This is a genomic window from Listeria aquatica, from assembly GCF_014223975.1.
Lineage (GTDB): Bacteria > Bacillota > Bacilli > Lactobacillales > Listeriaceae > Listeria > Listeria aquatica.
Map to the genome: position 1 here is coordinate 88409 of NZ_JAARRM010000006.1, position 13631 is coordinate 102039.

Sequence of the window (13631 nt, forward strand, 5' to 3'; positions counted from 1 at the left end):
CATGAATATCAACAGAATTTTCGGTTTCATATAAAAAGTGTTTTGTTTCTTGACTAGGAGCTAGCAAAAAACAAAACACGCCATGTTTAAATTCGAATGCATTTCAATTTTTCCACGGCTTCCTCCAAATTCGCAGCATGCGTAATCTAATAATGGTCTTGCAAGCTGCTTTTTCTCAAGTTTTTACAAATTCCATCCAAGCATTACCCTTTTTCCAGAAAAAATGCGCCTATTTTTCAGCACAAAAAACGCGCTTTCTATTTCCATGTATGTAAAACAAACAAAGAAATAGAGAAGCACGCCATTTTTAAAATTTCCCACTTCACTCAGTCAAAAATCGTCGCCATTTTCGGTGCATCAAATACTTCATAATAGATGTCTGATTCATTTGCGCCAGCAGCAATCAAAGCATTTTTCACACCAATTGTAAATTCTGGTCGGCCACAAAGATAAAAGGCCATTTGTTCATTAAAATCAAGCCATTTCTTTAACTTTTCCGCATTGATTCGCCCTTCAGAACTCGTCTCGTTGGTAATAATATCTATTTTATCACAAAGCGATGCTACTTCCTTTTCAAAAATATTGTCTGTTAAGTGACGAAAGTTTTGAATCCAAATCGTTTTCTTACCTTGTTCATAAGAAGCTTCTGCCATAGGTAAAATAGGCGTCATACCAATCCCCGAGCTAATAAGTACATTCGTTTTGCTATCCTGAGCCAAACAAAAATCCCCTGCTGGAGCACTAAGACATATTTCATCACCAGGTTTCACATCTTGAATCAAATAGTTCGAGACAATACCCTCATTTTCCTTTCGAATGGCAATATGAACTTGGTTCTTTGTTTCATCTGCCGCATAGATGGAATAATGACGATTGGAAAAATAAGTTTCCCCATCCTTTTTTATTCGAACCGTAATATATTCACCTGGAATGACTTTGCCAATCGGAAAGTCTGACTGTAAACCAATTTTGACAAACCCAGCCACCGGTTTCTCAACAGAAATCACTTTGAACGGTTTGAAATCATGCCAAGCCTCTTCTTTGTACATTTCTTTTTCAGCATCAATAAAGACTTGAGCAATCTCACCATAGGCCGCTGTCCATGCATCAATAATTTCATCTGTCGCCGCATCACCAAGCACAATTCCAATTGCCTCAATCAAATGATGTCCCACAATCGGATAATGTTCTGGCTTTACTTGCAGTGCGCGATGCTTATAACCAATTTGAATCACGTGTGGCTTAAGCACAGAAAGATCATCAATGTTCATAGCTGCCGCTAACACCGTATTCGCAAGCGCCTTTGATTGCGTGCCTTCACGTTGATTATTCTGGTTAAAAATATTTAACAATTCTGGGTGTGCTTTAAACATATTTTGGTAAAAAATACCTGTAATTTCCGTTCCTTTATCTTGCAAAAATGGAATGGTGCTTTTCACGATTTTTCTTGTTTTTTCATCTAACATTTGCGTTTTCCTCCATTCGGTTCATGCTACGCTGCCTTACTTTGTCGGTCTTTACAGCAACTGAAAACGCCTCAGAGTCCAAAAGCTTAATACATCTGTTCAAGAAACTCAAAACTCGCTTCATCTATTATTTTTTTCCATTTCTTGTTCCCTACATTCAACCTCAACAGCCTTGAAAGCCGTTTTATTCGCTTTCTGACACAACTGACTATTCCACAATTAGTCCCTTTATCTGAATCACAACAACAGCTTCCTTTCTAGTTTCACGCTCAACGTGAACCAAATAAGAAGTTGTTTTTTTCAAATGTATTCTTAGCTTTTGATGCGGTGAAGCTATTTTTCTTCTGAAACTTCCGGTAAAGCATCTTGCATGGTTGTTATAAATACATTGTTATTTTTTTGAACAAGCTATTCACCTAGCCCCTAACTCCAGCCCTTGAGTCTCTTCCTGATAAATCTAGTAGTCCACAACCGCCCGATTAGCTTTATCCGCTTCCTCGGAGCGACTGCACACTTTACTATCATCAAAACCGACTAGGTAAGTATTAGCATTACAACAAGCTTTTTTTATTTCTTTCCCTTGATGCCACAGAAGATTCTGCTGTTTATCTTCCTTGGCCATATATATTCGTAAAATTTTCTATGGTTCATTTAAAAAAGCCTTGTTCTAACTTTTCCTAGAAAGCATGATTCGAATTTGTTGGACTAGGAAAGAAGAAACTCTTTCGTTCAGAATTATTTATCCAAAACCACAACATAAGTCACTTCAATTGGCCCATGAACCCCAACGACAAGCTGCATTTCTATATCCCCTGAATTAGACGGTCCAGAAATAAAGTTAATGGAAGAACCTACTTGTTCTCCGTTTCTTTCTTTTTGATCATAATATTCAGCGGCTTGCGTGGAACGCGGTACAATTTTGCTTTTAGGAATGATCGCGATATAGTGAACCGGTAAAAAGTGAAGTGACCGCCCTTGTTCGGGACTTGATTCGACAACTACCGAACCGCTTTCCGCAAGTAAAAATTCCGCAAAAGCAATCGCAATATTCGCCTTACTTGCCGCAACAATGTTTTCTTCTCGGTTCGTATCGCCTTTTTGCCAAACTTTCACCGAAGCTTTTGGCCAGTTACCGGCAGGAAGTTCTTCTAATCCATATTCAGAAAAACGCGGATCGTCTGCGATTAAAACAGACTCATCACCAAATTGATGGCAAATCGTTTGAAGCGTTTCAGCTAACCCTTCAAGTGAAGTCTCCACTAATTCCGTATGAATCTTAGCACTTGACTCTTTAGCAATTTCAAGTAATTCATCCTGTGTTTTGTCACTGAGCGTTGTGTGGACCACATCATGAACATAATCTGGATGCGGAACTTCCCCACGAATTCGTTCGCGACCGAGCCGCTCCGCCACATGGTTTAAAAAACTTTCTTGGTTATTACTCATCCGCTTCGCCCTTCTTTTCTCGATTTTTATACCAATTACGGAAATTATCTTTCGGTTTTGGCGGACGCGGCAAATCACGTACCTTAGTCCAACCTTTGATCAATCCAAAGCCACCAGAAACAAAACCACCAAATTGATACATATTGTCAATTTTCGCATCATGATGTAGTCCAAGCATACCCATCCCTGCATGCCCAAACGTCATCGCTTGTTTAAATAGGAACGGGGAGGCCGTTGCTTTGGCAATCACCTTCATTTGCGTATTTTCGAAACCGTGTTTCATCTTAAGTTCATCCGTCATCACCCGGCGATGCGCGATTAATAGCTCATGAAGTGGAATTTTCACCGGACACGTTTCCGTACAAGCTCCACAAAGACTCGACGCATATGGAAGCTCACCAAACTGTTCATAGCCCCCAAGTACAGGCGACAGAACCGCTCCAATGGGTCCCGGATAAATCGAACCATAGCCATGCCCGCCGATTGCACGATAAACCGGACAAACATTTAAGCAAGAACCGCAGCGAATGCATTGCAAAACGGATTGGAATTCCGTTCCGAGTGCATTGGAACGCGCATTGTCGAGTATCACAACGTGAAAATCTTCTGGGCCATCCGCTTCCTCGCTAAGTTTTGGTCCGGAGAACGTAATATAGCTTGTCAAACTCTGCCCAACAGCACTTCTCGAAAGCAAGTTGTCCATCACTTCCGCGTCCGCCATCGTTGGCACAATCCGCTCCATTCCCATGAGTACAATTTGCGTATCGGGAATACTCTCACAAAGATCGGCATTCCCTTCATTCGTTACAAGATTTACCATGCCGCTATTCGCAACCGCAAAGTTACAGCCTGTAATCCCAATGTCCGCTTCAAGGAAAAATTCACGCAACACCTGTCTCGCAAAGCGAGCCATATGTTTCGGTTCATTATCTCCCGTATAATTCAATTTCTCAGCAAAAACTTCCCGAATTTGCTCCCGGTTTTTATGTATATCCGGAAAAACAATATGCGAAGGCTCATCCCAGTCGTCCATCTGCAAAATAAATTCCGCAAGGTCCGTCTCCATCACAGAAACACCGTCAATCCCAAGGAGTACTTGATCCAAATCAATTTCCGTTGTCACCATCGATTTCGACTTAACAATTTTCTTCGCTTGCTTGGCACGAACAACCTCTTCTACATAGTCTGTCGCTTCCTTCTCCGTTCTTGCAAAAAAGACTTTTCCGCCTTTCTTCGTGACATTTTCAGCAAACTGCTCCAAGTAGTAATCCAGGTGCGAAAGCGTATGCTGCCGAATTTGCTCCCCAACTTCGCGCCACTCTTCCCAGTTTCCGAGCTCTTTTCGTGATGTTTCACGCTTCACCCACTGATCATCTTGCGATTTAGCAACAGCTTTGCGCATAAACGTATCATTCATACTATCTTCAATTCGTGTTTTAAAATCCTTTTCGCTCGTTGATAAAGCCATTTTCATTCACTCTCCTATACCGCGCTTAGCTTCGACTTATCTGGAACTTGATTGAGTACTTCTGCAATGTGCATAATCTTGATTTCTTTCCCTAATCGGTTAAATTTACCACCAATATTCATCAAACAACCCATATCGGCGCTAATCAAAATTTCTGCTTCTGTATCTATCACATCTTGCACTTTTTCCGAAACCATTTGTTCCGAAACCTCCGGCATTTTAACAGAAAAAGTCCCACCAAAACCACAACAGTTTTCCACGTGAGGTAGCGGCACCATTTCAAGCCCCTTCACTTTATCAAGCAATTCAAACGGCGCTTCCCGTTCACCTAAAATCCGTGTCATATGACAAGAACGGTGGTAAGTTGCTTTTCCATTTAATTCCGCTCCGACATCCGTCACCCCAAGCACGCGGTAGATAAATTGAGAGAACTCATAAGTCTTCTCACTCAGTTCTCGTGCCGCATCAGCAAACTCAGGATCATCTTTAAAAATCTCCTTGTATTCTCGCATCATCCCTACACAAGAACCAGAAGGTCCAACCACATATTCCGAATCCTTAAAAGCATTCAATTGATTTCGCAAGGTTGCTTTCGTGTCTTCCATGTAGCCGCTATTATAAGTCGGCTGTCCGCAGCAAACTTGTGATTCCGGAAAATCCGTTTCCACACCTAGCCGTTCCAGACATTCCACCATCGCAATTCCAACATTCGGAAACATCATATCCACTAAGCATGTTGAAAAAATACTGACTTTCATTTTATACGCCTCCATCGTTCTCTTACCTATTCAGAGCTGATTTCGCTATTTTATCTCTCAGAAAAAATTATGCCCCGCGAATGGATTTACTAGCAAAAAAATGAGTTGTGCAGTTTGTACTAAATACACCTAGAATTAATGTATGCTCCATCTTCCAGCACCTCTTTTCTTTGTAATCATTATAAACTAAATCTCAATAGAATGCTCGGGTAAATCAAAGAAAATGGAATTCCCTTAAACTATTTCCTGGGAAATAAAAAAGAGATTATCGCCAAGAAAAAACTTGGCGATAATCTCTTTTCTTCTTATAAGGATGGAATATTTTTTTGGCGTTTGATATACCAGCGAAGTGCTAGGATAATCACCCCAATAATTGTTGTAACAGTTGGATCAAAAGCCACATTGATTGCTGGCGGAATAATGAGCTGAACACCAGTCATTACAACCATCCACACAGCAACAACAAGCACAGCCATTAAAATATAACGAAGTGTACTTCCTTTTTTACCTGTTCGCATTTCAGCAGAGTATTTACGCAAAATAATCATGGCAAAACCACCGACTATTCCCGTTACAATAAGCACGGCAATACCTAAAGTCTGCCCTTGGAAGAAAGCACTAATTCCAGAGATCAGCATCATTGCCCCAAGAACAAGTAAAGCTCCATCGAGAAACAGCCAGCCTTTTCCTGTCGTAGGTTCTCCAGGTGAACGCTCCGCTTTCACGGTAAGCGAAGTAACATATTCCGTTGGCGTCAAATCAAATAGTTTCCGTGCTGTCACGCCTTGCTTTTGTTGTTCGAGGATTTTCTCGACCATCTCTTGAACAATTTCATTGCGCTGCGCTTCCTCGTAATCCGTTGTTTTTAAGTGTTTTTCAACTTCTTGAACATATTGCAAATTTTTCTTTGTTAGCGCACTTTTTTGCTCTTCCAAAGAAGGTTTGCTTGTTTCAGTTTCTGTCGTCACGAAAACAATTCCTCCCACTTAGCTTGATACCTTTCATTATACAGAAAAAAAGTAAAAATAGCGATAGCTGAACTGCTTTTTAGAGAAACCCTATTCTTCTTATACGAATAGATTCTAACTAAGGGAAACACCTGTTTATTTTTTTCACAAACCAATTAATATACTTAGGTGGTCGCTTTGTTGTAAGATAAGGGTGAAAAAATTCTCGCCTGAGGTGAAAACATGATTAACCTAGACCAACCATTGTTAGCTTATCTTCAAGATGACCCTAAACTTGCAAAGCAAATTTTCTCTGGCCATTTTGGACTGGAAAAAGAAAATTTGCGTGTTACGCCTAGCGGTCAATTAGCCTTAACGCCTCACCCGGCTGTTTTTGGAAAAAAAGAAGATAACCCACTTATTAAAACCGACTTTTCCGAAAGTCAAATTGAAATGATTACGCCCGTTTGTGATTCCGTTGAAGACGTTTATCAAGCGGTCTCCAACTTACACCATATTGTTACCCTTGCACTTGAAAACGATGAGCTACTCTGGCCAAACAGCAATCCACCGCTGATCCCAGAAGAAGAGCAAATCCCAATCGCAGTTTATGAAGATGGTGCAAACAGCTCGAGCAGACAATATCGTGAACATTTGGCAAAAGAATACGGGAAAAAAGTGCAACTTTTAAGCGGCACTCATTTCAATTTCTCTTTTTCAGATTCACTTTTGAAGGAGCTTTTTAGTGCTTTTCGTCAAGATGCGGAAACCTATCAAGATTTCAAAAACCGTATTTATTTGAAAACCGCTAAATACTTCATGAAAAACCGCTGGTTGCTCGTTTATCTGACTGGAGCTGGTCCAGCTTACATGGAAGGCTATACCAAAGTCTCAAACGAAGAAACAATAAACGAAGGCGCACGGCTTATCAAAGAAGGAATTTCGCTTCGAAACAGTTCTTCTGGATACAAGAATAAGGAGTCTCTGTACATCGACTATGATACCTTTGATGGATACATCTCTTCGATTCGCGAACATATTGAAGCAGGCGAAATCAATAGCATGCGTGAATTTTATAATCCAATCCGCTTAAAAAACAGCCATACCGATCAGTCGCTAAACGGCTTGGCTGAAAAAGGCGTAGAGTATTTAGAAATCCGCTCAATTGACCTTGATCCACTTGAAGAAGTTGGCATCGCGAAGGAAACTTTATATTTCTTGCAACTTTTCCTACTTACTGGACTTTTATCAGAAGATATGGAGCTTTGCCCAAACAACCAAGAAGTTGCCGACCTTAACGAAGAAATCACGGCTTTATTTGGGCTTTCACACCCGACGCTAACAGACTGTTCTGGAAAACGCGTTCCATTCGTTGAAGCAGGAATGGCTGAACTGGATAAAATCGAACAAATTTTAGAACTCCTTGCACCGAAAAATAAAGTTTTGCATGAAGTTTTAGCTAAGCAAAAAGACCGTCTATTATACGCTGAGAAAACCATTGCTGCCCAAGTTGTAGCAAATATTAAGCAGCATGGTTACCTCAGCTATCATCTTGACGTGTCGCGTGATTCCTTTGAAAAATCCGACCTTGAAGCTTATCGATTCATCGGAGCGGAAGATTTAGAACTTTCGACGCAAATCGTATGGAAAGCAGCATGGAAAAAAGGAGTCAGCGTGGAAATTCTCGACCGTGCTGAAAACTTTTTGCGACTCTCTAAAAAAGGACATACCGAGCTAGTAAAGCAAGCGACAAAAACATCACGAGACAACTATATTTCTGTTTTGCTAATGGAAAACAAAGTCGTGACGAAAAAAATTCTAGCTGAAAAAGGCATCCGTGTTCCATTTGGTGAAAACTTTACAGATATCGAAATAGCACTAGAAAGTTATTCGCATTTCCAAGGAAAACAAGTTGTTGTAAAACCTAAATCAACGAACTATGGCCTTGGGATTAGTATCTTCAAAGACGAATTCAACCAAGATGTTTTCCATGAAGCCCTTAAAATCGCATTTAGCTATGACGAATCTGTTATTATCGAAGAGTTTATTCCTGGAGACGAATATCGCTTCCTCGTTATTGATGATCAGATTGAAGCTGTCTTACAACGCGTTCCAGCTAACGTTGTCGGTGACGGCGTCCATACCATCGCAGAACTCGTTGACGAAAAAAATGACGATCCTCTTCGTGGTACGGATCACTTAAAACCACTTGAGAAAATTTTAAAAGGACCTGAGGAAACACTGATGCTTAGCTTGCACCACTTAAATTGGGATAGCGTTCCTGAACAAGATAGAATCGTCTATCTACGTGAGAATTCGAATATCAGCACTGGTGGAGACAGCATCGATGTAACCGATGAAATGGACAGCTACTACAAAGACATGGCTATAAAAGCCGCTAAAGTTGCTGATGCCAAATTCTGCGGGGTCGACATCATCGTCCCTCCTAATCCAACTGATTATGAAAAAGCAGCCATCATTGAACTCAATTTCAATCCAGCAATCCAGATGCACACCTTCCCTTACGAAGGAAAACGCAGAATGATCGGCGACCGAATCATTGACTATCTATTTGCTGAATAACAAAAAGCCCGTGCTTCAAAATTGAAGTACGGGCTTTTCAATGTTTCACGTGAAACAATCAGACATTAAAGCGGAAATGAACAACATCCCCATCTTTCATGACATATTCTTTTCCTTCTAGGCGGACTTTCCCAGCCTCTTTAGCTGCATGTTCTGAGCCATATTCAACTAAATCATCATAGGAAACCACTTCTGCGCGAATAAAACCACGTTCGAAGTCTGTGTGGATAATACCTGCACATTCTGGTGCTTTCATTCCTTTTCGGAACGTCCATGCACGCACTTCTTGAACCCCAGCAGTGAAGTAAGTTGCAAGGCCAAGAAGCGAATAAGCAGAACGAATTAATTTATCGAGACCAGATTCCTCAATGCCAAGCGCTTCAAGGAATTCAGCTTTATCCGCGTCATCTAGTTCTGCAATCTCTTCTTCAGCACGTGCACAAACAACGATGACTTCAGATCCCTCTTCAGCTGCAAGTTCTTTTACTTGTTGCACATACTTATTGCTGTCAGGACTAGCCACATCTTCCTCGCTCACATTAGCCACATAAAGAACCGGTTTATTGGTTAGCAAGAATAAATTGCGGACGATCTTAGACTCTTCTTCGTTAAAATCAAGTGCCCGAGCTGGCTTATCATTTAAAAAGCCTTCTTTAAGCTTCGCCAAAACGTTAAACTCGGCTACCGCTTCTTTGTCTTTTTGTTTGGCCATCTTTTCGACACGGCCAATTCGTTTTTCAACACTTTCAAGGTCAGCCAAAATCAATTCCAAGTTGATCGTAGCAATGTCATCGAGCGGATCAACGCGTCCTTCTACGTGCGTGATGTTCTCATCTTCAAAACAACGCGTCACATGACAAATCGCATCCACTTGACGAATATGCGACAAAAATTTGTTTCCAAGCCCTTCGCCTTTGCTTGCCCCTTTTACAATCCCAGCGATATCCGTAAATTCAAAAGTCGTCGGCACCGTTTTTTTCGGGCTTACGAGTTCAGTTAATTTATTTAAACGATTGTCTGGAACCTCAACAATTCCAACATTGGGATCAATCGTTGCGAACGGATAGTTTGCGGCCTCCGCTCCAGCCTTTGTAATTGCATTAAAAAGTGTTGATTTCCCAACATTCGGAAGTCCGACAATACCAGCTGTCAATGCCATTTTATAATAACTCCTTTTCACTTTAATCGTTTCAAATCACTAAGAACTATTATAAAGGTTTTCTTCACAAAAAACCACCCACATTCTGCTATAATAGTTGTACCTAAGCCACAAGGAGGAACTCAAATGATACTTGAAAAATTTATTGGCATAAGGGCTACGCCCGAGAAATAACGGCTGCAATCATTCAATATGCTCAAGACAAACTACACGCGCCAGAAATCCATGCGACGATCAAAACAACAAATGCAGCTTCCATTCATGTTGCCGAAACAACCAGATGAAGCGAACCAAAGCCTATACGAAGCTTTATTATGGTATCGAAATGCCCCATTATTTGTATACGAGGAAACTATAAAAAACTAAGCAACCACATCTTTTCAAGGCGGTTGCTTAGTTTTTCTTCACTTTGCTGAAAAATCATAGGTTACTTTACCATCAAGTATGGTTAACATAGTCTTAGTTTCATCTGCCGGATCTGCCAAGCGAATCGTGTATCCGGAATCCAATCCTGACTTAATCTGCTTGGACAATTTCTTAAATGCTTTGATTAGCTTCGGCCATTTTTCATTTGTTGGATCTTCCTTGATGTTGTTTAATGAGTCTGTTAATCTGCTGTCTGTCATGATAACATCGAATTGTTTTTTAGCAGAATCATACTCAATATTAGCACCACCTTGCAAACCTTGTTCAAGCATTTGCTTAATTTGGCTAACTTTCTTATCATTTTGATCTGTCACATTTTGTTCCACGGTTTTTTCTTTTTTCATTGTCTGTTCCTCTTCTTTAACTGATTTTTTTGAAGAGCTTTCCTCGCTACAGCCAGTTAGTAAGCTCATACTGATCAGACTAAACACCGCGGCTGTACGGTATACTCTCTTTTTCATTTTCCATCCCCATCCGATTAATTGTTCTTCATTTGATTATCAAAATTTCTTCGTTTTAGATTGCACTGATTCGTCTACATAAAACAACTATAAGAGATAAAATTTTGATCAAGCTATACGCCTAAAAATTTGAACTTTTCACTAGCTCCCATTTATAACGCGACCCCCATATGATTTCAACCATTCGCAACAATAGGAATATCTAATGTATATCTTTCCAATTTTTCAGTATCCAATACAGTCCATGGTTTACTCGAAAAGTTGATCGCATCTTCTTCAGCAAGTTCATTTAAGGCTTTAGACACAATTTTTCGCGAGCAACAACAACAGGACGCAATAAAGTCCATGGAAAAGAATCTCGGAAGTTCTTTTGTATTCTCAGCTGTTAGGTTCATCTTATCACTGACAAACTTAATAAATCGAGCGACTCTCTCCTTAGGACGGAATTGAAACTGAACTTCAAACATATCAATTTCTTCCCTGAATTGTTCAAGCAGAAGAAATGACAAATGTGATAACAAATTATCCTTATCAAGGATATCAAAAACTTCATCAATATCAAGCACGATCAATGTGGCATCCGTTAATGCTTCTACATTTAAATTTGCTTTACCTGTATAAAACTGGCCTACCCAAACTGAGTTTTCAAAAGAGAGTTTTGTCATTTCTTTATTTTCCATATAACTCATTTGAAAGTAACCCATTTTTTGGATATATAACTTGTCTTCCTTAAACTTAATTCGTTGGTGTTTTTTTATATATCTTATTGTATGCTGACATTTCACTAAAATATAATCAATAATCACATCGTCTTTTTCTAATAAATCTTGCAGTTCGAAAAATTTCATCTCATGCCTCATCCCCCCAACTAAAAATTCCTTTCTTTATACCATTAATAGTAGCAAATAATTTATTGTAAATTTGCTATATTTTTGGGAAAAAAGCTTCGTTTTTTTCTGTCTCTTCACATTTTATTCACATTTTTCGCGTTTTATTAACTGATTTTATCACTTTTAGAAAATTCGCATTTCCATCTTCTATATTTATTGTGTCATTTCGGCATTGCTTCCCCTTTATCCTAGATCGCGATTATCACATAGAGGCTAAAGCATCCACTGGTTTACATCTCGCTGCCTTATTAGCTGGTGATATCCCAAATACAATACCTACGACAAGTGCAAAAATGAACGCAAAACTAATAACTCCGGCACTAACTCCAGACGGTACATCAGCAACAGCACTAAACAACATGGAACCTAAACTCCCAATAACGATCCCAATAATGCCTCCTGTCACACTAATGACGGCTGACTCAATCAAAAATTGAATGAGAATGGTGCTCCGCTTGGCTCCCAAAGCTTTTCGAATACCAATTTCCTTAGTTCGTTCCTGTACAGAAACAAGCATAATGTTCATAATCCCAATGCCACCGACAACCAGTGAAATTGCCGCAATTGCACCTAAGGTATTGGTAAGTAGCGCATTAACTGTGTCAAATGTATCGAGCAATTCCTTTTGATTTACAATTTGAAAAACTGGACTATCGCTGTTTTTCGTTTCATTTTCAAATTTCAGTGATAAACGGCTTTTCAAAATGCTAATAACAAAATTAACCTTGTCTGCGGAACTAGCTTGCACATAAACTGTATTGATCTTTTGATTTTTAAGCAATCGCTCAGCTGATGTAATGGGTAGAATAATTTGCTTATCCGTTGACCCTAAGAGAGATTCACCGCTCTTTTTAAGAACTCCGACAACCTTGTAGTTGTATCCATTCAGTTTGATTGTTTGGTTAACAGGATTGCCGAAACCAAATAGCTCAGTCGCAACTTCATGACCGATTATAGCAATTTTTTGATTGTTGTCCACATCTACCGGGGATAGAAACCTACCTTTGGCAAGCTTAGCTCCATGAACTTGTTTAAACTGTTCGTTAGTCCCAACGATACTAAATGCCTTGCCTCCTTGATCGGTCAGTACGTTTGCGCTTCCATCAATTTCAGGAGAAATATGGGCAACACCCTCGATATCTTTATATTCCATGACTTCCTGTAAATCAAGCTGATTTGTTTTACTTGTCGAATTGTTATAAACGGTGATAAGATTCGAACCGAGATCTCCAAGTTGTTGGTTTACACCGTAACTAACGCTTTTCCCAAGCGAAACGAGCAAAATAACTGAAGCTACGCCAATGATTATTCCGAGCATTGTCAGAAAAGAGCGCATTTTCCTTGCGAAAATTTGTTTTAAAGCCATTTGTAAGCTTTGAAGAATCAGCATACGCCCTCCTCCTGTACTAATTTGCCATCTTGTATTCTAATCGTCCGAGAACCTTCCTCAGCAATTTTTTGATCATGTGTGATCATAATAATCGTCCTGCCTTCTTGGTTAATTCTTTGGAGCATTTTTAAAACTTCCCAACCGTTTTTCGAATCCAGAGAACCCGTTGGCTCATCTGCCAGTAAAATAGATGGAGAACCTACTAAGGCCCTTGCAATCGCTACTCTTTGTTGTTGCCCTCCAGATAATTGATTGGGTTTATGACGCATTTTATCTGCTAAGCCTACTTGTTCAATAAAATGACTTGCTTTTTCAATTCGCTCCGAACGTGATGTTCCTCGGTAGATGAGTGGCAATTCAACATTTTCTAGCACGGATAAATTAGATAGCAAATTGAATTGCTGAAAAATAAACCCGAGCTGCTGATTTCGAACTGCCGCTAATTTGTTGTCGCTCATTCCCAAAAGTTTTTCACCTGAAAGATAATAATCGCCGTTATCCGGAAGGTCTAAGCAACCAATAATATTCAGAAGAGTAGATTTTCCTGAACCTGACTGTCCTGTAATCGTCAAGAATTCTCCGCTACCTACACTAAAGGTAATATCATCTAATACACGTAAAGTTTCGTTTCCCATTT

The 13631-nt window shown here is 39.8% G+C and carries 12 protein-coding genes; 2 read left to right on the forward strand and 10 right to left on the reverse strand.

From position 1 onward, the window contains the following. Positions 1-326 precede the first annotated feature (326 nt). From HB912_RS11840 to HB912_RS11860, 5 genes are all read right to left on the reverse strand, one after another. Positions 327-1466: a globin domain-containing protein gene (locus tag HB912_RS11840; RefSeq protein ID WP_185374841.1), complete on the reverse strand. Its 1140-nt coding sequence runs from the start codon at positions 1464-1466 to the stop codon at positions 327-329. A 735-nt stretch (positions 1467-2201) separates the two neighbouring features. Next, entirely contained in the window at positions 2202-2912 is a 711-nt protein-coding gene (locus HB912_RS11845; protein WP_185374843.1) for a LutC/YkgG family protein, read from the reverse strand. Beyond that, positions 2905-4380 (reverse strand): LutB/LldF family L-lactate oxidation iron-sulfur protein, encoded by a 1476-nt coding sequence (locus tag HB912_RS11850; protein WP_185374845.1) that lies wholly within the window; start codon positions 4378-4380, stop codon positions 2905-2907. Before HB912_RS11850 ends, HB912_RS11845 begins: the two co-directional genes overlap by 8 nt. A gap of 14 nt (positions 4381-4394) precedes the next feature. After that, on the reverse strand, positions 4395-5138 hold the full coding sequence (locus HB912_RS11855; protein ID WP_185374846.1) for a (Fe-S)-binding protein: 744 nt from the start codon (positions 5136-5138) through the stop codon (positions 4395-4397). A 305-nt stretch (positions 5139-5443) separates the two neighbouring features. Beyond that, a complete protein-coding gene (locus HB912_RS11860; protein WP_185374848.1) occupies positions 5444-6106 on the reverse strand; it encodes a DUF1129 family protein in 663 nt (220 codons plus the stop codon). Between the two features lie 222 nt (positions 6107-6328). Between HB912_RS11860 and gshAB the strand changes: the two genes are divergently transcribed. Further along, on the forward strand, positions 6329-8668 hold the full coding sequence (gshAB, locus tag HB912_RS11865; RefSeq protein WP_185374850.1) for a bifunctional glutamate--cysteine ligase GshA/glutathione synthetase GshB: 2340 nt from the start codon (positions 6329-6331) through the stop codon (positions 8666-8668). 58 nt (positions 8669-8726) lie between these two features. On the opposite strand, the gene ychF is transcribed toward gshAB, so the two are convergent. Further along, entirely contained in the window at positions 8727-9827 is a 1101-nt protein-coding gene (gene ychF / locus HB912_RS11870) for a redox-regulated ATPase YchF (RefSeq protein WP_185374851.1), read from the reverse strand. A 140-nt stretch (positions 9828-9967) separates the two neighbouring features. Here ychF and HB912_RS13415 point away from each other — a divergent pair, with 140 nt between their 5' ends. After that, complete coding sequence (locus HB912_RS13415) at positions 9968-10111, forward strand: GNAT family N-acetyltransferase (protein ID WP_185374890.1); 144 nt, start codon at positions 9968-9970, stop codon at positions 10109-10111. Positions 10112-10231: 120 nt separating this feature from the next. On the opposite strand, the gene HB912_RS11880 is transcribed toward HB912_RS13415, so the two are convergent. The 4 genes from HB912_RS11880 to HB912_RS11895 form a co-directional block, all read right to left on the reverse strand. After that, positions 10232-10714, reverse strand: a complete 483-nt coding sequence (locus HB912_RS11880) for a hypothetical protein (protein ID WP_185374853.1) — start codon at positions 10712-10714, stop codon at positions 10232-10234. Positions 10715-10890: 176 nt separating this feature from the next. Continuing rightward, positions 10891-11562 (reverse strand): Crp/Fnr family transcriptional regulator, encoded by a 672-nt coding sequence (locus HB912_RS11885; protein WP_185374855.1) that lies wholly within the window; start codon positions 11560-11562, stop codon positions 10891-10893. Positions 11563-11806: 244 nt separating this feature from the next. Continuing rightward, on the reverse strand, positions 11807-12994 hold the full coding sequence (locus HB912_RS11890; RefSeq protein ID WP_185374857.1) for an ABC transporter permease: 1188 nt from the start codon (positions 12992-12994) through the stop codon (positions 11807-11809). Then, complete coding sequence (locus HB912_RS11895) at positions 12988-13629, reverse strand: ABC transporter ATP-binding protein (protein WP_185374892.1); 642 nt, start codon at positions 13627-13629, stop codon at positions 12988-12990. The genes HB912_RS11890 and HB912_RS11895 overlap by 7 nt, the downstream gene beginning before the upstream one ends. Positions 13630-13631 lie beyond the last annotated feature (2 nt).

Excerpts from the sequence above, each read along its gene's own strand:
- HB912_RS11840 (WP_185374841.1), bottom strand. The coding sequence starts at position 1,466 with ATGTTAGATGAAAAAACAAGAAAAATCGTGAAAAGCACCATTCCATTT.
- HB912_RS11845 (WP_185374843.1), bottom strand. The coding sequence starts at position 2,912 with ATGAGTAATAACCAAGAAAGTTTTTTAAACCATGTGGCGGAGCGGCTC.
- HB912_RS11850 (WP_185374845.1), bottom strand. The coding sequence starts at position 4,380 with ATGGCTTTATCAACGAGCGAAAAGGATTTTAAAACACGAATTGAAGAT.
- HB912_RS11855 (WP_185374846.1), bottom strand. The coding sequence starts at position 5,138 with ATGAAAGTCAGTATTTTTTCAACATGCTTAGTGGATATGATGTTTCCG.
- gshAB (WP_185374850.1), top strand. The coding sequence starts at position 6,329 with ATGATTAACCTAGACCAACCATTGTTAGCTTATCTTCAAGATGACCCT.
- ychF (WP_185374851.1), bottom strand. The coding sequence starts at position 9,827 with ATGGCATTGACAGCTGGTATTGTCGGACTTCCGAATGTTGGGAAATCA.
- HB912_RS11880 (WP_185374853.1), bottom strand. The coding sequence starts at position 10,714 with ATGAAAAAGAGAGTATACCGTACAGCCGCGGTGTTTAGTCTGATCAGT.
- HB912_RS11885 (WP_185374855.1), bottom strand. The coding sequence starts at position 11,562 with ATGAAATTTTTCGAACTGCAAGATTTATTAGAAAAAGACGATGTGATT.
- HB912_RS11890 (WP_185374857.1), bottom strand. The coding sequence starts at position 12,994 with ATGCTGATTCTTCAAAGCTTACAAATGGCTTTAAAACAAATTTTCGCA.
- HB912_RS11895 (WP_185374892.1), bottom strand. The coding sequence starts at position 13,629 with ATGGGAAACGAAACTTTACGTGTATTAGATGATATTACCTTTAGTGTA.